General features: G+C 65.9%; 17 protein-coding genes. 9 read left to right on the top strand and 8 right to left on the bottom strand.

Translation table 11 applies throughout. The features are described 5' to 3' along the window. Window positions 1-267 precede the first annotated feature (267 nt). From trxA to GWK18_RS04680, 5 genes are all read right to left on the bottom strand, one after another. Window positions 268-597, bottom strand: coding sequence for a thioredoxin (gene trxA / locus GWK18_RS04700; protein WP_123824330.1), 330 nt, complete (start codon window positions 595-597; stop codon window positions 268-270). Window positions 598-634: 37 nt separating this feature from the next. Then, on the bottom strand, window positions 635-1,726 hold the full coding sequence (trxB, locus tag GWK18_RS04695) for a thioredoxin-disulfide reductase (protein ID WP_166833548.1): 1,092 nt from the start codon (window positions 1,724-1,726) through the stop codon (window positions 635-637). 139 nt (window positions 1,727-1,865) lie between these two features. Then, on the bottom strand, window positions 1,866-3,284 hold the full coding sequence (locus tag GWK18_RS04690; protein WP_123824332.1) for a hypothetical protein: 1,419 nt from the start codon (window positions 3,282-3,284) through the stop codon (window positions 1,866-1,868). A gap of 136 nt (window positions 3,285-3,420) precedes the next feature. Continuing rightward, a complete protein-coding gene (locus tag GWK18_RS04685; RefSeq protein ID WP_166833546.1) occupies window positions 3,421-5,076 on the bottom strand; it encodes a lipid II flippase MurJ in 1,656 nt (551 codons plus the stop codon). A 115-nt stretch (window positions 5,077-5,191) separates the two neighbouring features. After that, on the bottom strand, window positions 5,192-5,692 hold the full coding sequence (locus GWK18_RS04680; RefSeq protein ID WP_166833544.1) for an NUDIX hydrolase: 501 nt from the start codon (window positions 5,690-5,692) through the stop codon (window positions 5,192-5,194). Between the two features lie 95 nt (window positions 5,693-5,787). Here GWK18_RS04680 and GWK18_RS04675 point away from each other — a divergent pair, with 95 nt between their 5' ends. From GWK18_RS04675 to GWK18_RS04635, 9 genes are all read left to right on the top strand, one after another. Beyond that, a complete protein-coding gene (locus GWK18_RS04675) occupies window positions 5,788-7,251 on the top strand; it encodes a CCA tRNA nucleotidyltransferase (RefSeq protein ID WP_166833541.1) in 1,464 nt (487 codons plus the stop codon). Continuing rightward, window positions 7,248-8,624, top strand: coding sequence for a glycosyltransferase 87 family protein (locus GWK18_RS04670; protein ID WP_166833539.1), 1,377 nt, complete (start codon window positions 7,248-7,250; stop codon window positions 8,622-8,624). Before GWK18_RS04675 ends, GWK18_RS04670 begins: the two co-directional genes overlap by 4 nt. Then, window positions 8,617-9,873: a glycosyltransferase 87 family protein gene (locus GWK18_RS04665; protein WP_167739285.1), complete on the top strand. Its 1,257-nt coding sequence runs from the start codon at window positions 8,617-8,619 to the stop codon at window positions 9,871-9,873. The genes GWK18_RS04670 and GWK18_RS04665 overlap by 8 nt, the downstream gene beginning before the upstream one ends. Window positions 9,874-9,888: 15 nt before the next feature. Beyond that, a complete protein-coding gene (locus GWK18_RS04660; RefSeq protein ID WP_123824337.1) occupies window positions 9,889-11,100 on the top strand; it encodes a hypothetical protein in 1,212 nt (403 codons plus the stop codon). A 138-nt stretch (window positions 11,101-11,238) separates the two neighbouring features. Beyond that, the gene (rpsF, locus tag GWK18_RS04655) at window positions 11,239-11,580 is read left to right on the top strand and encodes a 30S ribosomal protein S6 (RefSeq protein ID WP_123824338.1); all 342 of its coding nucleotides are present in this window, start codon (window positions 11,239-11,241) and stop codon (window positions 11,578-11,580) included. A 102-nt stretch (window positions 11,581-11,682) separates the two neighbouring features. After that, the gene (locus GWK18_RS04650; protein WP_166833537.1) at window positions 11,683-12,309 is read left to right on the top strand and encodes a single-stranded DNA-binding protein; all 627 of its coding nucleotides are present in this window, start codon (window positions 11,683-11,685) and stop codon (window positions 12,307-12,309) included. A 146-nt stretch (window positions 12,310-12,455) separates the two neighbouring features. Next, on the top strand, window positions 12,456-12,692 hold the full coding sequence (gene rpsR, locus GWK18_RS04645; RefSeq protein ID WP_047688597.1) for a 30S ribosomal protein S18: 237 nt from the start codon (window positions 12,456-12,458) through the stop codon (window positions 12,690-12,692). Window positions 12,693-12,712: 20 nt separating this feature from the next. Further along, the gene (gene rplI / locus GWK18_RS04640; RefSeq protein WP_166833535.1) at window positions 12,713-13,162 is read left to right on the top strand and encodes a 50S ribosomal protein L9; all 450 of its coding nucleotides are present in this window, start codon (window positions 12,713-12,715) and stop codon (window positions 13,160-13,162) included. Window positions 13,163-13,363: 201 nt separating this feature from the next. Next, entirely contained in the window at window positions 13,364-13,825 is a 462-nt protein-coding gene (locus tag GWK18_RS04635; RefSeq protein ID WP_166833533.1) for a nuclear transport factor 2 family protein, read from the top strand. A gap of 152 nt (window positions 13,826-13,977) precedes the next feature. Here the strand turns inward: GWK18_RS04635 and GWK18_RS04630 are convergent, their stop codons facing one another. The 3 genes from GWK18_RS04630 to GWK18_RS04620 form a co-directional block, all read right to left on the bottom strand. Continuing rightward, a complete protein-coding gene (locus GWK18_RS04630; RefSeq protein ID WP_166833531.1) occupies window positions 13,978-14,685 on the bottom strand; it encodes an FMN reductase in 708 nt (235 codons plus the stop codon). After that, window positions 14,682-15,851, bottom strand: a complete 1,170-nt coding sequence (locus tag GWK18_RS04625) for an LLM class flavin-dependent oxidoreductase (RefSeq protein ID WP_166833529.1) — start codon at window positions 15,849-15,851, stop codon at window positions 14,682-14,684. Before GWK18_RS04625 ends, GWK18_RS04630 begins: the two co-directional genes overlap by 4 nt. Window positions 15,852-16,007: 156 nt before the next feature. Then, window positions 16,008-16,529, bottom strand: a complete 522-nt coding sequence (locus GWK18_RS04620; RefSeq protein WP_123824351.1) for a MarR family winged helix-turn-helix transcriptional regulator — start codon at window positions 16,527-16,529, stop codon at window positions 16,008-16,010. Window positions 16,530-16,549 lie beyond the last annotated feature (20 nt).

Raw genomic sequence — 16,549 nt, 5'->3', positions numbered from 1 at the left:
CGGTGGAGGTGACGGGTGGGCGGGCGGCTTGCGGAATCAAGGTGCGGGTGCGGGCAGCAGGCTCGGCGATGGAACCAGGCAGCTGCCGTCAATAATAAGTGGGCTTATAAAAACAGAATCACCCAACGCCAGACCCCGACCCCGCAAAACTACACGGAGTCGGGGTCTGCGGGGGCGTGGTGTCATCTGTGCCGCGTATTGGAATCCAAGTGTTGCGGTTCCGGTGACCTACGCAGCACTAGACGAACGGGACGATCGGTGCCGGTCTCAGGCCTGGCCGAGGTATTCGGCGAATTCCTTCTCCAGCGCCGACTTGGGCTTGGCACCGATGCTCTGCTTCTGGACCTCTCCGCCGTCGAAGAGATAAACGGCCGGGATGGAGGTGATGCCGTACTTGGCGGCAATCTCCTGGTTCTCGTCAACGTTCAGCTTGACGACCTTGACGGAGTCCGCGTGTTCGTCGGAGATGGCTTCCAGGACGGGGCCCACCATGCGGCAGGGCCCGCACCATTCGGCCCAGAAGTCCACGATCACGGGCTTGTCGGAGTTGAGGACCTCGGTCTCGAAGTTCGAAGTGGTCACGTCGGTGGTGCTCATGAGGGTTCCTTTCGGGAGTTCACGTGGAAGTTCGGGATCAGTGCGGAAGCGGAGAACGCTGCGCCGCCGAGGGCGCGGTCAGTTGGTCCTGATCCTGTGCTCGGGCGGAGTGCTCGGCCAGGTAGTGCTCGACGTCGATCGCGGCCACGCAGCCGGATCCTGCGGCGGTGACCGCCTGGCGATAGGTGGGGTCCAAGACGTCGCCGGCGGCGAACACGCCCGGAAGGGTCGTCTTGGAGGAACGGCCCTGCACGGCAACCGTGCCCTCAGGAGTGAGTTCGACCTGGTCCTTGAACAGGTCCGTTCGAGGATCGGATCCGATGGCGACGAACAGGCCCGTGACGGGCAGCGCCGAGACGTCCCCGGTGACGGTGTCCTCGAGGCTCAGTTCCTGAACCTTGGACTCGCCGGAAATTCCGATGACCTGCTTGTTCCACAGGATCTCGATCTTGGGGTCATCGAAGGCGCGCTTCTGCATGATCTCCGAAGCGCGGAACTCGTCCCGACGGTGGATCAAGGTGACCTTGTCCGCGAACTTGGTCAGGAAGGTGGCCTCCTCGATCGCCGAGTCGCCACCGCCGACCACCGCGATGTTCTGACCCTTGAAGAAGAACCCGTCACAGGTGGCGCACCAGGAGACACCGTGGCCGGAGAGGCGCTTTTCGTCCTCCAGGCCCAGTTCACGGTAGGCCGAGCCGGTGGCCAGGATGACGGTCTTGGCGCGGAGGACCTCGCCGCCTTCCACGGTGATCTTCTTGACCTCACCGTCCAGCTCGAGCTTGACCGCGTCTTCGTAGCGCACGTCGGCACCGAACCGTTCGGCCTGGGCCTGCATGGTGGCCATCAACTCCGGGCCCATGATGCCGTCGGTGAACCCGGGGTAGTTCTCCACCTCGGTGGTCTGCATGAGGTCACCGCCGGCGGTGACCGACCCGGCGATCACAACGGGCTTCAGGTTGGCTCGGCCCGTGTAGATCGCAGCGGTGTAACCAGCGGGACCGGAGCCGACGATGACGACGTCATGCACCGTGGAATCTCCGTCCGCAACCTGCTGCTGGTCGGACTCGGCCGTACCGGGAGGCGTTGCGCCGAGATCGAGCTTGAGGGCCGGGGTGAAGTCGGGGCTCACGGGTGTAGGCCTTCTTCCGTACTCGTCGAAGGGTTTCGCGGTGGCATTTCCGCGCTTCCAAGGGGTCAAACCCTGCGCGGTGTCGATCTATTCCGTTGCGGAAGGTCGCCGACCGGCGGCCACAGGAGCGCGTCCTGGGTCAGGAGACGGTGATGTCGCTGATGCGCAGGCCGTAGTTGTAGCCGGCGATCGGTTCGGTCAGGGTGGGCAGTTCGGTCCACTCGACGATGAGGTACTCGTGTTCCTCCGACTGGGCCGCCTCACCGAGTTCCACGGTGGTCTGTTGGCCCTGGAACGTTCCCTTGCCCACCTCTGTGGCGTTCTCGAGGGAGGGGTCATCGGCCACGTACACCGTGAAGGAGCCGCCCGTACCCGATTCCTGCGAGATCGAGACCCGCTGCATCCGGGTCGGTTCTTCGAAGCGCACGCCGAGGCTCACGGAATTCGCGAGCTGGCTGAAGTCGGGTGAATCGAAGCCGTAGCTGACCCAGGCGCTGGAGGGGTCCTCGTCGATGACCTGGTTCAGGGTGGAGTCCTGATCGGCCATGAACGTGGGATTGTCCGGGACCAGCCGGATCGCCGACGCGGGCTCGGCCACCGGCACTTCCTGCGTGGCGCTTTCGGCCGGGGAGGCGGATTCGCCCCCGCCCGGGCCGCCGGCGTTGGTGAAGAGGTTGCCGAGGCCGCCGAAGATCAGGGCGGCACCGAGTGCCAGGACGGCCAACAAGCCGAGCAGGAGGGCGATCAGGCCGCCCTTTCCACGGGAGTTGCCGCTCTCCTTCCGGGACCGGGTGCTCGAGGACGAGCGCTGGCCCGTCGTACGGTTCGCGTTCTGCCACGGGCTCGCGGTGGCCGCGGCACCGGCGGCACGGCCCTTGGACCCGGAGGTGTACTCGTATTCGTAGGAGTCGTAGCGGTTGTCGCCGTCGTAGGTCGGATCGATGCGGTGAGTGTCCCGCACCGGGGTCTTCTGCGCGGAGCTGCCGCGTCCGGCGGCGGCGCGGTCGAACAGCGTGGCGCGGGTGGAGGACTCGGGGGCGCGGCGCGCGCGACCCATGTGCTTCTCGACCTCGGGCGCCGCGGGGGCGGAGTCGATCTCGTCGTCGTCCCAGTTGTCGTAGAACTCCTCGGAGGTTTCCTCCCCCTCCGCTTCCGGTTCGCCGTCGTCGACGACGTACGTGCCCGCTGCGGTGGCCGAGCGAGGCCGACCGAAGATGTCGTCGGAGAGCGTCTCGTCGTCCACCGACCCGGGTTCGGCCAGCAGCTCTTCGATCAGGATCGACGGGGCCGCGAAGGATGTGACCAGGTAGGTGGTGTTGCCCGACTGGCCCAGGTCCAGGATGTGCAGATCCGCGTCCACGGCACCGATGGCCATGGCGCGTGCGTTCTCGACGACGCGGGACGTGTGACGTTCCGAGGGAACAAGAATGGTGACCTCACGGCCGAGGATCTGGTCCTGGCCCCCCAGGACGTGGTCCTGTTCGGGTGTCGTGAGCACTTCGTCCAGCACCTTGTAACGACCGCCCAGAACGGTCCCGAGACTGATCGGCTGGGGCACTTGTTCTCCTGAAGTGTTGGGTGTCCTCGCGGGGGACCCTGAGGGGTTTCGGCAGTGACTCTGACGTGTAGTGCGGACTGTCGCAGTGTACCCGGGACAGTGCCCTCCGGACCGGCGATCCGACGGGTCGGGGCGCTCAGCGCTTGAGGCGCGCGAGGATCGGCCGCGCCAGTTCGGGCAACTCCTTGAGGCCCAGCACCTTGAGCATGATCAGGTAGACCACTGCGGTGACGATTCCCAGTACGGCCAGCGTGGACAGGGCGGTGAACAGGTTGCTCCACGGCCAGCCGTCGGTGCTCCAGCCGCCCATGAGCCACAGCACCCCGGTCCCCAGGCCGGCGGCAACGACGGCTGCCCCCAAAGAGCGGACGTGGGTGTCCAACACCTCACCCAGTCCGTAGTCGCCGATCCGGCGCACGGCCAGGAAGTGGTAGATCACGGTGGACAGGATGTTCTGTCCTGCGTAGCACGCGGCGATCGCAAAGATCATGTGGTTGGGCGCCACCCAGTGCTGGATCGCGAGCGCGGCCGCCACGGTGAGCACGGAGATGAACAGCTGCACGGCGAACGGAGTGCGAGCATCCTCCTGCGCGTAGAAGACACGCCCGAACAGGAACGCGCAGGTCAGGAAGGGTGCTCCGATCGCGATCACGACGACGACCTGCCCGATCACCGCACCGGATTCAGGGATCCCACCCGAGAACAACATGCCGAGCGGGCCCGCGTAGGCGATCAGGCAGGCCATGAAGAACACATTGGCGATGCCCGAGTACCGCAAGGCCTTGGACAGAGCGGCGTTCACGCCCGCGGTGTTGCTGTCCGCGGCGGCCGCGGCCATCGTGTTGAACAGCACCGTGGCGATGGACAGCCCGATCACACCGTGCGGCAGCGCGTAGAGCATGGTCGCGGTGTCCAGGGCGAAGTTGCCGGCGATCATCTGAGGCGGATCGGCGTCCAGGTACTGCTGTGTGTACCCGTTGGGGATGTTGGCGGTGCGTGCCAGGGCAAGGAACGCCAGGTTGGCCACGACGCCGGTGACCAAGGTCCACCCGGAGAGCTTGGCGGCCTGGGAGAGCCCGATGCCCCGCCACCCGAACTTGGGCCGGATGTCCAGCCCCAAACGGCGCAGCGGCCAGATCAGCACAACGGCCTGCGAGGCCACGCCCACGGTGGACATCGTCGCCAACCAGAAGGTCTGGCCGTTGGTCCATGTGTCCACGCCATGCTGCGCCTCGGCGTACGTCCCGAACTGCTGGATGAAGACCAGCAGGCCCAGGATCGCGATGACGTTGTTCAGCGCGGGGGCCCACATGAACCAACCGAAGGCGCCCTTGGCGTTGAGCACCTGCCCCATGACCGTGTAGACGCCGTAGAAGAAGATCTGCGGCAGCGTGAAGGAGGCGAAGGTGATGGCCAGGGACCGCTGAGCCTCCCCCCAGCCGGGAGTCATCACAGTCATGATTGGGACTGTCAGCAGCACAATCACGACCGTGATCAGGGCCATGGCCAGCACGGCCAGGGTGGTGAGTCGGGAGATGTAGTCGGCGCCGTCGTCGTCGGAGTTCTTGGAGGCCTTGATGACCTGCGGTACCAGGACCGAGTTGAAGACGCCGGCGGCGATCAGCACGTAGAGCAGGTTCGGCAGGTTGTTGGCCGCGTTGAAGATGTTCGACGGGTCGGTGGTGCTGCCGATCGCCACGGCGATCAACATGAGCTTGACGAAGCCCAGGATGCGGGAGACCAGGGTTCCCGAAGCCATGATGGCGCTGGAAACCGCACCTGAGCGTGCCATTCGCGTTCCTTAGAGTTCTGCTGAGCGTGTCCGTGAAACAACCCGCGCGAGTACGCGGCCCCATGCAGGGTATATGCGTAGGTGCGGGTGTCACGGCCCCGCCGCGGGTCAAAGCCTAGAGCTGGTGAATGATGTACTCACGAGCGATGTCGGCGATGCGCCGTTCGTTGGGAAACGACAGCTTGCGGCCCAGATCGTCGATGTTGACCCAGGCAACGTCGACCGCCTCGTGATCGGGGTCCTTCTCCGTGGTCAGGAAGCCCCCGACGGCCTTGAGCAGGAAATGGTGCACGGTCTTGTGCACCCGGTGCCCGGACACGGAGAACCAGTAGTCGATGCTGCCCAACGGTGACAGGATCTCCCCGGCGATGCCGGTTTCTTCCTCGATCTCACGGACGGCCGCCTGCGCGTCCGTCTCCTCGCCTTCCGGATGTCCCTTGGGGAGGCACCATTCCAGGCGACCACCACGGTTGACCCGGGCGATGATCGCCACCGGGTGACCGGGGGTTTCGAGATCAACCGCGACCCCGCCTGCCGAGACCTCTTCCACCGTGGGCAGCGCCGTCGACGCGGCCACCGGCCGCTTCTTGGGAGCGCTGGGAACGGGGAAAGTCATGCCAACCAGCCTATCCTCACTCGACGGGCAGACCTCTGAAGGTGTGAGGCCCAGCGCGCGTGAACGGGGGCCGGGGTCTGGAATGATGGGCGGCGATGACCCAGTTGCTCGATACCTCCGCCGTGCCCGATGTGGTGCTCGAAGCCGGGCGCCTCTTTCAGGCGGCCGGGCACGACCTGTCCCTGGTGGGCGGTCCCGTTCGTGATCTGTTCCTGGGGCGTGTTTCCACGGACCTGGACTTCACCACCGATGCCACACCGGACCAGACGCTAGCCGTGATCAAGGGCTGGGCCGATGCCGTGTGGGAGATCGGCCGCGAATTCGGCACGATCGGTCTTCGTCGCGGTGACATGCAGCTGGAGATCACGACCTACCGTGCCGAAGCTTACGACCCCGCTTCGCGGAAGCCCGTGGTGGCCTTCGGGACGGAGCTGGCCGATGACCTGGTCCGCAGGGATTTCACGGTCAACTCCATGGCGCTGCGTCTGCCGTCCCTGGAGCTCGTGGACCCCCACGGCGGCGTCCGAGACCTCCACGCCCGGTTGCTGCGAACCCCGGGGACCCCGCAGTCCTCCTTTGACGACGACCCGCTGCGCATGATGCGCGCCGCCCGCTTCGCCTCCCAGCTCCGGATGGACGTGGCCCCCGAGGTCTTGGCGGCCATGACGGACATGGCCGCGCGCCTGGAGATCGTTTCCGCGGAACGGGTGCGTGACGAACTGGTCAAGCTGATCAACGGGGCTGACCCGCGCCGCGGGGTCGAGATCATGGTCGACACGGGACTGGCCGACGTCGTCCTGCCCGAAGTTCCTGCCTTGCGGCTGGAGACCGACTCGGCCCATCACCACAAGGACGTCTACCAACACTCCTTGACGGTGATGGAGCAGGCCGTGGACCTCGAACGGCCGGGGGGCCCGGTGATCGGTCCCGACTTCCCGCTGCGGTTCGCAGCGCTGATGCACGACGTCGGCAAGCCCGACACGCGCCGCTTCTCCGACGACGGCGCCGTGAGTTTCCGGCATCACGACGTGGTGGGCGCCAAGCTGACGCGTAAGCGCATGAAGGCCCTGCGCTTCGACAACGAGACCATCAAGACGGTGACGCGCCTGGTCGAACTGCACATGCGGTTCTACGGCTACGGGGAGGCCGGATGGACCGATTCGGCGGTCCGCCGCTACGTCCGTGACGCCGGCGACCAGCTCGACCGACTCCACCTGTTGACCCGATCGGACGTCACCACAAAGAACAAACGCAAGGCCGGACGCCTGGCCCGGTCTTACGACGACTTGGAGCGCCGCATCCTGGAGTTGGCGGAGCAGGAGGAACTGGCGGCGGTCCGTCCCGAACTGGACGGGCAGCAAATCATGGAGATCCTGGGGATCGGGCCGTCGAAGACCGTGGGTGAGGCCTACAACTTCCTGCTCGAACTCCGTCTGGACGAGGGCGAGATCGGCCGTGAGTCCGCGGAGGCGCGGTTGCGTGAATGGTGGGCGGCCAACCGCCCGGATGACGATTCCGCGAAGAACGCAGCGCCGAACGAGAGTGAGACAGGTCTGTGAGTACTGGTACTGGCGCGGTCGTAGGCACGGAAGCACCGCTGGGTAACACCTCGCGGTTCTGGACCTGGTCCTTGGTGGGTCTGGCCGTGTGGACCATGGCCGTGGCCTGGTTCCTCCGTCTGCCGTGTCACCAGATGAAGTGGAGCGGGAACATTCCTTACCAGGGAGCCTGCTATTCGGACCTCCCGACGCTGTACAAATCGACGGGGATGATTGACGGGAGTTTCCCGTACCTGTCCCCGGACGCTCTCTTGGAGTATCCCGTCCTGCAGAGCCTGATCGCCACGCTGACCGGGGTGATCGCCTGGGCCATTACGCCGGTGACAAGTGTGCATGTTGCTCAGAGCATATACTTTGACGTCAATGTGGTGACCCTTGCCGCGGCCTGGGTGGTCACGGTGCTCTTGCTGTCCCGCCTGGTGGTGGCCCCGCGCTACGCGGTGGTGGCAGCCTTGGCCCCTGCGGTGGCCGCGACCGGCGTTATCAACTGGGATTTGTGGCCGGTACTGACCACGGTGGCCGCCCTCCTGTGTTTCCGACGGGACCGGTGGATCCTGGGCGGTGTGTTCCTCGGCCTCGGGACCGCTCTCAAGCTGTGGCCGTTCCTGATCCTGGGTGCTCTGATCGTCCTGGCCCTGCGCCGCCGGGAATTCGGACCTTTGTTCCGTACGGCATTGGCTACGGCGCTCACGTGGTTGGCCGTCAACGTGCCGTTCATGCTCCTGGACCCGACGCAGTGGGGGTACTTCTGGAGCTTCTCCTCGGAGCGCGGTGCCGGCTTCTCCTCCGTCTACCACGTGTGGAACAGGGCCCTCGCTCCCGCGTTCGGTATGGGTGAGCTCAGCCCACACACCATCAATCTGATCGCCTACGGGGTCTTCGCACTGTGCTGCGTGGGAGTCCTGGTCATCGGTCTGCTGGCACCGAAGGCGCCGACCATCGAACAGTTGAGCCTGTTGATCGTGGCTGCGTTTGTCGTGACCAACAAGGTCTACTCACCACAGTTCGTGTTGTGGTTGGTGCCGCTGGTGATCCTGGCGCGACCGCGGATCGTCGAGTTCCTGGTCTGGCAGGTCATCGAGGTCTTCCACTGGTTCGCCATCTTCTCGTGGCTCTACGCCAACGGTGCGCAGACGCCCACGCTCGGGATGTGGACCACCGTCTACGTGGGGGCCGTCCTGCTTCACGTGGTCGCCGTCGTCGCGATCTGTGGTGCCACGGTTGGGGACATCCTGCGCGGCCGCGCCCCCCGGGACGTGGCCGGTGAAGCCGCTAATCTGAGCCCGGAACAAGCGTCACCCGGCGGACTGGATTCGTCGGCTGAGGGCGTTCGGGGACGGAATCGCAGGCAAGGGGAGGTGACGCATGGCTGAGGGAAAGAAGGGCAGACGCGGGGCCAACGGATTCGTGGTCTTCGTGATCGGCATCCTGGCCGTCCTGCTCTCCTTCCTGCTGCGCGTCCCGTGCCGGGTCCCCGAGTGGAACGTCTCCGAGCGCTTCCCTGGCCTGTGCTCGGCCCAGCTGGATCCGGGTGATCTCAGCGTCACTCCGAACACGATGCTCGAAGGGTTCTTCACGGGCGGGCCCTCGGGGGACCAGCCGATCGTGGTCGGCATGTTCACCTCCGTCCTGGGGTGGATGACCACGGGCCTGGCACAGGCCTTCAACGTCGAACTCAGTGCCAACACGGTGCTCGACCTGACCGTGGTGCTCACCGCCCTGGTGTGGGTGGTCATCATCGCCACGGTGGCCGGGCTCTCCGGCAAGCAGCCGTCCGACCCCGTGGTCATGGCTTTCGCGCCCACCGTCCTGCTGGTGGGGTTCAGCGCCTGGGACCTGTGGGCCGTGATGTTCATGATGCTCGCGGTCGCCTCCTACATCCGCGGGTCGCCGGGTATCGCGGGACTCTGGATCGGACTGGGAGCCACGGTCAACCTCCTGCCGGTTCTGGTTCTGGTGGCGATCCTGTTCATGGCTGCCCGGTACCGCTACATCGGCGACTTCTTCATCGCGCTGCTGTCCTCCGTGATCTTCTTCGCCGCGGTCAACGGGCCGTACATGGTCACGGAGTTCGACCGGTGGCGGGAACAGTTCTCCGGCGCCTTCGACGGGCCCGCGGAGGGCACCACCGTCTGGGACGTGTGGAACACCGTGCTGGCCGGACCCACCGGCCTGTCGGTGGACACCGCGGCGGTGGAGAACCTGTCGCTGGTCGTGGTCCTGCTTGCCGTCGTCGCCGTCCTGCTGGTCACCGTGCTGGCGGGCAAGGACCCCAGCATCGTCCAGGTGCTGTTGTTGCTGCTGCTGGTCTACGTCCTGTTCGGCCGGGACTGGTCTCTGCTCCAGTCCGTGTGGCTGGTGCCGCTCGTGGTCCTGGCGCGGAGGTCGTGGATCGAGTTCTTCGTGTGGCAGGCCGTTGAAATCGGGTACTGGGCCACGCTCAACGCCCCGGGCGGCGGCTGGGAGACCCAACCGGTGTTCCAGCAGTGGGGCTGGACCCCTCAGGATGCGTTCGCCGTGCTGCGCGTGCTGGTGCTCCTGTGGTTCCTGATCGCCGTCAGCGTGGACATCCAGCGCGGTAAGCGTGCCCTGTTGATCGGTGTGCACGCCAAGAACATGTGACCGGTCGAGCGTTCGATGAACCCTGGTCAGCACGACGAGCACGAGGACGGCCATCACGCGTGGTCCGTCCTGCCCAAGCTCGTCGCGCTCGGGGACAAGGAACGGACGCGGAAACTGCGCCGTTCCCTTTGGGGGTGGTTGGCGGTGGTCGTCGTCGTCGTGACGGTGATTGGTGTGGTGGTCAACTGGACCCTGGTGGACCGCAACCCCGAGGACCCCGTGGAGAACTGGCTGGATTCGATGGTCGACGGCCGGTCGCGTCAGGGCCTGGCCACGTTCTCCACCGGATTCGGGTACTCCGGCGCGGATGCCCTCCCCAACCGTGCCTACCGCGCCGCCCAGGGCCGGATCGAGCGCTGGGAGGTCACCGATGTGGCGGTCAACGGGAACACCGCCGAGATCAGGGCGAAGGTCTGGTGGGCCGAAGGTCAGGTCCCGGAGGGCAGTACGCAAGGCGAGGAACACACCTGGAAGGTGGCCAAGGAACACCGGACGGGACCGTTCAACGACGCCTGGGTGATGCAGGACCACGAGGCCGCCACCCTGTCCGTTCGGGCGCCGGGAGTGGCGGAGATCGCGATCAACGGAGAGACCGAGCGACTGAATCCTCGGGACCGTGCTGCGGCCGACGGCACCGGTGGAGTGTGGGACTGGGAGGCGATGCCCGGCCGGTTCACGGTCGACCTCCCGGAGGACAGCGACTACGTCCTGAGTGATCCCGTGCAGCCCGTGACCGTTGACCTCAACGATCCCGGCCCACACGAGGTGATCGTCGCCGTCGAACCCTCCCCGAAGCTGTGGGAGGAGGTCGACGGCCAGATCCGCGCCGAGATCGAGGAGTGCATGGGCTCGAACTCCGTGGCCCCGGAGGGCTGCCCGAGTTCGAAGCGATGGGCCGAGGGCAACGTGCCCGACGCGCAGGCGCCCGAGAGCCCCATGGCCACACCGAGCGGTGGCGGCAAACCCACCCCGCTCGAGGCCCCGAAGCGCGGTGCCGAAATCAAGGACGTCGAGTGGGAGCTGGTCTCCCGTCCCGCTCTGTGGCTGGTCCCGGACGAGGACAGTGACAGCCCACTGGACTGGAAGGCCTCCGAACACAGGGCCGCCGAGGCCAAACTCACGTACTACGAGGACGGGCGCCGCGTGGAGGAACTGATCGACTTCCCCGTGCATGTGGATGTGACCTCGGACGGAAAAGCCGCGGAGACCACCGTCAGCCTCGACTGAGCACGGGCACCTGTAGTAGCGTTGCCAGGTCTGTGTGCCGAGGCTGCCCGAACGGGTGGGGCGCGGCGGCAGGCACGCATTGAACCTCCTGCTGTGGAAACGCCACAGCCGCTTAGCCCGAAGGAGGTGGGTTCTTACATGCGTGAGTACGAGCTGATGGTCATCATCAACCCCGAGGTTGACGACCGTGCGGTCGACCCGACCCTGAAGAAGTTCCTCGAGGTCGTCACCCGTGAGAACGGCACCGTCGACAACGTCGACATCTGGGGCCGTCGTCGCCTTGCCTACGAAATCCAGAAGCAGTCCGAGGGCATTTACGCCGTCGTGCGCTTCCACTCCGAGCCCGCTACCGCTCAGGAGCTTGACCGCGTGCTGAACCTCAACGAGGCCATCATGCGCACCAAGATCATCCGCCCTGAGGAGCAGCGCATCCACCCCAACCACGACGTCAACGGCGAGCCCGTTCCCGCCGAGGCCTGAGGTTTCGACTGACGCCCCTGTGGCGTCGGACCACGGTGTGATGATGGGCTGGGAACAGTCATCGTCATCACCCCAACTGCGACTCGATCCGGAGGAACCCCCATGGCTGGCGACACAGTCATCACCGTCATCGGCAATCTGACCGCAGACCCCGAACTGCGCTTCACCCCGTCGGGTGCGGCCGTTGCGAACTTCACGATCGCCTCGACCCCGCGCCAGTTCGACCGCCAGTCCAACGAGTGGAAGGACGGGGAGACCCTGTTCCTGCGCTGCTCGGTGTGGCGGGAAGCGGCGGAGAACGTTGCGGAGACCCTGACCAAGGGCACGCGCGTGATCTGCCAGGGCCGTTTGCGCTCCCGGTCCTTCGACACGAAGGAAGGCGAGCGGCGCACGGTCATGGAGCTCGAGGTCGAAGAGGTCGGCCCGTCGCTGCGCTTCGCCTCCGCCAAGGTCAACCGCAACTCCCGCGGGGGTGGCGGCAACTTCGGCGGTGGTCAGGGTGGCCAGGGCGGCGGTTACGACGACGGCGGCTTCGGTGGGAACCGCGGCGGCCAGGGCGGCAACCAGCAGGGTGGCTTCAACCAGTCCGGTGGCGGCCAGGGCGGCTTTGGTGGGAACCAGGGCGGCCGTGGACGCCAGCAGGCTGCACCGCAGAACGACCCCTGGGGCCAGTCCTCCGGCGGCAACTACGACTGGGGAACCGGCCAGGACGACGAACCGCCGTTCTGATCGGTGGCCCGCCCGGGACATCACTCCCGGTTGGGCGGACACCGGCCCGGTGCCCGTCGTCGCCGATCCACGGATCGAAGATCCGCATCAATCCATTCCATCCCGCAGGACACCTGCGGGCTCCACGCTTCAGAAGGAGCACCAAGATGGCGAAGAACGAAATTCGCAAGCCCAAGCCGAAGGCTAACCCCCTCAAGGCTGCAGGCGTGACCGAGATCGACTACAAGGACGTTGCGTTGCTGCGCAAGTTCATTTCCGATCGCGGAAAGATCCGCGCCCGCCGGGTCACCGGCGTGTCCGTCCAGGAGCAGCGCAAGATCGCCCAGGCGATCAAGAACGCCCGTGAGGTCGCTCTGCTTCCCTACGCCGGCTCCGGCCGCTGATCGGAAAGGAAACAGAACTCATGGCAAAGATCATCCTGACTCACGAGGTCTCCGGGCTCGGTTCGGCCGGTGACGTGGTCGAGGTCAAGAACGGCTACGCCCGTAACTTCCTGTTCCCCCGCGGGTTCGCAACCCCGTGGACCAAGGGTGCGGAGAAGCAGGTCGAGTCGATCAAGGCTGCCCGCGCTGCACGCGAGCTCGCTTCCCTGGAAGAAGCTCAGGAACTGGCCGCCAAGCTCAACGGCTCCACCATTCAGGTTCCGGCCAAGACCGGCACCGAGGGTCGTCTGTTCGGCTCCGTCAAGGCCGAGCAGGTTGCCGACGCGGTTGAGGCCGCCGGCCTGGGCTCGATCGACAAGCGCCGCGTGGAGATCCGCGAGCAGGTCAAGACCGTTGGCACCTACTCCGCCAACGTCCGCCTGCACGAGGACGTCAACGCGACCGTCCAGTTCGAGGTTGTCCCCGCCTGATTTCAGGCGATCGACTGACGGAAGTGCCCCCGACCTCTGATGGTCGGGGGCACCTCTGCATCTGCTTCCCCCCCGCCGAGTTCGGGGTTGTTCCGCCTATTCGGCCGAATAGGCGGAACAACCCCGAACTCGGCGGTAAATTAGGTGAGGGCGGGACCGCGGAGTCCCGGATGAGGTGACGGAGTCCAGGAACGGGGCGACATGATCTACGCGATGATGGTCGAGAAGAAGGTCCGGCGAACGTTCGAGGCCATCAACGACGGAAATTATGGCGCCATGCTCGACGGGTTGGCGGGAAACTTCACGTACCACTTCCACGGCAAACATGCGCTGGGCGGGCGCCGTCGTACCCGGACATCAATGGAGGCGTGGTGGCAGCGCGTGTTCAGACTGTTGCCAGGTGCCATCTTCGATGTTCGGGAGGTTTTTGTCTCCGGGGGTCCCTGGCGCACCAGGGTGGTGGTCAACTCTCGGGTCCAAGGCGATCTGCCGGACGGGTCGACATATCGGAACACCGTCTTGCAGCTCATGACACTGCGTTGGGGCAAGGTGGTCGACGTCGAGACCTTGGAGGACCTTCAAGAACTCGAACGTGCCCTGAACGTGGTTTTCGACTACGGGAATCCGGAGGCCAGGGCGGAGCCCATCGAGGATGGACTGTGATGGCTACGGTCGACACTGCCGGGCTCAGCTGACCGATTAAGTGTGGCCGCCCTGTCCGCGACGTGCCGATTTCGGGGTTGTTCCGCCTATTCGGCTCTATAGGCGGAACAACCCCGAACTCGGCGGAGGGGTAGGGGCCGTGGCGGATGGGGTCAGGAGCCGTCGTGGCCGGCCAGGAGGGTGGAGAAGTCGGTGACGGCCGGCTTCAGGTCCACACCGGAGGTCCGCGAGCTTGCGCTGCCCGAGCCGGACGACGACGCCCCGCGGTCCGCGGGTGCCGCACCCAGCCCCTCCTGCATGAACCCGGCGACGCCGGTCTGCGTGGACACCATTGCGGTGGCCAACTCCCTGGCGGCCCGGTTGATGCGCCGCTCCAGCCCGGCTTCATCCGAGCCGAAGTCCTCCGTTGCTGCGAAGACACCCGTGGGCAGCACCGTGGCGTGCATGTACGTGAACAGTGGCCGCACCGCGTGGTCCAGGACCAGGCTGTGCCGCGGTGTACCGGCGGTTGCCGCGATCAGCACGGGCATGTCCACCAGGGCGTCCTGGTCCAGGACGTCGAAGAAGCTCTTGAACAGCCCCGCGTAGGAGGCCTTGAACACCGGGGTCACGGCGATCAGACCGTCTGCGGCCGACAGCTTGCGTTTGACGTCGTCCAAAACCGGGTCGGGGAGCCCGCCCGTGGTCATCGCATGGGCCAGGTTGACGGCAAGATCGCGCAGTTCGACGTATTCGACCTCCACGCTCTCACCCCGTCCACCCACCTGCGCGGTGACGGCCTCGGCCAGGCGTTCACCCAGCAGGGACGTGGTGGACGGGTTGGACAGTCCAGCGGCCACGACGACGAGGTGGCGGGTCATCGGGATACTCCTTCGGTCTGGGACGACGCGGCGGTGGCGTCGTCGTCGGATTCGGGGACCACGGCGTTGATCACCTTCCGGTGCGAGGACTCCGGACCTTCGGCGACCAGCGATGCGTGGGTGGGCGGGTCCGAGGGCACGTGGGCCGGACGACGACGCTCGAACTCCGTGCGCAGGACGGGGGCGATCTCCTTGCCCAGGATCTCGATCTGCTCCAGGACCAACTCCTCCGGGAGGCCGGCGTGGTCCAGGAGGAACAGCAGTCGCTGGAAGTCACCCACCTGATCGGCGTAGCCCAGGTAGCGCTCGATGATCTGATCCACGGTGCCCACGGTGAGCGGGGTGGCTCGCGTGAAGTCCTCCATGGACGGGCCATGGCCGTAGACGGGGGCGTTGTCGAAGTACGGGCGGAAGATCCGCTTGGCCTCGGCCTCCGTGTCCGCGGCGAAGAACTGGCCGCCCAGACCCACGATGGCCTGATCGGCGGAACCGTGCCCGTAGTGCTCGAAGCGTTGGCGGTACAGGTTGACCATCGCGGCGGTGTGCTCGATGTTCCAGAAGATGTTGTTGTGGAAGAAGCCGTCACCGTAATAGGCGGCCTGCTCCGCGATCTCCGTGGAACGGATGGAACCGTGCCACACGAACGGAGGCACGCCGTCCAGGGGGGCAGGGGTGGACGTGTAGTTCTGCAGCGGAGTGCGGAACTTGCCCGACCAGTTGACCACGGGCTCCCGCCACAGCTTGCGCAGCAGGTGGTAGTTCTCGATGGCCAGCGGGATGCCGTCCCGGATGTCCTTGCCGAACCAGGGGTAGACCGGGCCGGTGTTGCCGCGACCCATGGTCAGGTCCACGCGGCCGCCGGAGATGTGCTGCAGGAACGCGAAGTCCTCGGCGATCTTGACGGGGTCGTTGGTGGTGATCAGCGTGGTGGCCGTGGAGAACTTGAGGTTCTTGGTCTGCGCCGCCAGGTACCCAAGGTGGGTGGTGGGTGACGACGGCACGAACGGCGGATTGTGGTGCTCGCCGGTGGCAAAGACGTCCAGGCCGACCTCTTCAGCCTTGAGGGCGTACTTGGTCATCGCCTGGATGCGGCGAGCTTCCGAGGGGGTGGTGCCGTTGGTCGGGTCCGTGGTGACGTCGCCGACGCTGAAGATGCCGAACTGCATGATGTCTACTCCTTGATCAGACCCGCCACGTTCGGGCCCTGTGGTCCGTCTGTGCCAATACGTGACGTATCACGTATTACTATGGACCTGTATAGGTGATATGTCAACCAATGGTGGTGGGGTGAATGTCTGTGCTGGTCAACCCTGGGGAGGCGGTCAGCCGCGACGGGCGAGCCCGCACTCCTGGGCATTCAGGTGGTCCGAGATCAAGGCGGTGATGCGCCCGAGTTCGGCGGCGTCGTCGTCACTCAAGGCGTCAAAGAGCACGGAGCGGACGGCACGGACATGGCCCGGGGCTGCGGCCTCCAGGGCGGTTCGGCCGGCGTCGGTCAGTTCGACGAGCTGCGCGCGCCCGTCGTCCGGGCAGGCTCCGCGACAAACCAGGCCCCGCTTCTCCATCCGGGTGAGGTGGTGGGACATGCGGGAGCGTTCCCACTCGAGCAGGCCCGCCAATTCGGTGATCCGGCAGGAACTGTTGGTGGCCTCGTTGAGCGTGACCAGGACCTCGTAGTCCTGCAGCGAGAGTCCGGAGTCCTGCTGGAGCTGTTGGCCCAGGCGTGCCGGCACGCGCGAGCTGGCGGAGAGCCAGTTGCGCCAGATGCGCTGTTGGCCGTCCGTGAGCCAGGCGGGTTCCGGGGAGGTGCCGGGGGAGTCTTCGAGGGGAGTTGCTGCGGCCATGCACCCAGTCTAGTAATAAG

This window comes from Kocuria sp. JC486, assembly GCF_011602805.1.
Taxonomy (GTDB): domain Bacteria; phylum Actinomycetota; class Actinomycetes; order Actinomycetales; family Micrococcaceae; genus Kocuria; species Kocuria soli.
This window is presented reverse-complemented; position numbering and strand designations above follow the sequence as displayed.

Bases quoted from the DNA above. Each gene is read 5' to 3' on its own strand.
- trxA (WP_123824330.1), bottom strand. From the start codon at position 597: ATGAGCACCACCGACGTGACCACTTCGAACTTCGAGACCGAGGTCCTC.
- GWK18_RS04685 (WP_166833546.1), bottom strand. From the start codon at position 5,076: ATGGCACGCTCAGGTGCGGTTTCCAGCGCCATCATGGCTTCGGGAACC.
- GWK18_RS04680 (WP_166833544.1), bottom strand. From the start codon at position 5,692: ATGACTTTCCCCGTTCCCAGCGCTCCCAAGAAGCGGCCGGTGGCCGCG.
- GWK18_RS04675 (WP_166833541.1), top strand. From the start codon at position 5,788: ATGACCCAGTTGCTCGATACCTCCGCCGTGCCCGATGTGGTGCTCGAA.
- GWK18_RS04665 (WP_167739285.1), top strand. From the start codon at position 8,617: ATGGCTGAGGGAAAGAAGGGCAGACGCGGGGCCAACGGATTCGTGGTC.
- GWK18_RS04660 (WP_123824337.1), top strand. From the start codon at position 9,889: ATGAACCCTGGTCAGCACGACGAGCACGAGGACGGCCATCACGCGTGG.
- rpsF (WP_123824338.1), top strand. From the start codon at position 11,239: ATGCGTGAGTACGAGCTGATGGTCATCATCAACCCCGAGGTTGACGAC.
- GWK18_RS04650 (WP_166833537.1), top strand. From the start codon at position 11,683: ATGGCTGGCGACACAGTCATCACCGTCATCGGCAATCTGACCGCAGAC.
- rpsR (WP_047688597.1), top strand. From the start codon at position 12,456: ATGGCGAAGAACGAAATTCGCAAGCCCAAGCCGAAGGCTAACCCCCTC.
- rplI (WP_166833535.1), top strand. From the start codon at position 12,713: ATGGCAAAGATCATCCTGACTCACGAGGTCTCCGGGCTCGGTTCGGCC.
- GWK18_RS04635 (WP_166833533.1), top strand. From the start codon at position 13,364: ATGATCTACGCGATGATGGTCGAGAAGAAGGTCCGGCGAACGTTCGAG.
- GWK18_RS04630 (WP_166833531.1), bottom strand. From the start codon at position 14,685: ATGACCCGCCACCTCGTCGTCGTGGCCGCTGGACTGTCCAACCCGTCC.
- GWK18_RS04625 (WP_166833529.1), bottom strand. From the start codon at position 15,851: ATGCAGTTCGGCATCTTCAGCGTCGGCGACGTCACCACGGACCCGACC.
- GWK18_RS04620 (WP_123824351.1), bottom strand. From the start codon at position 16,529: ATGGCCGCAGCAACTCCCCTCGAAGACTCCCCCGGCACCTCCCCGGAA.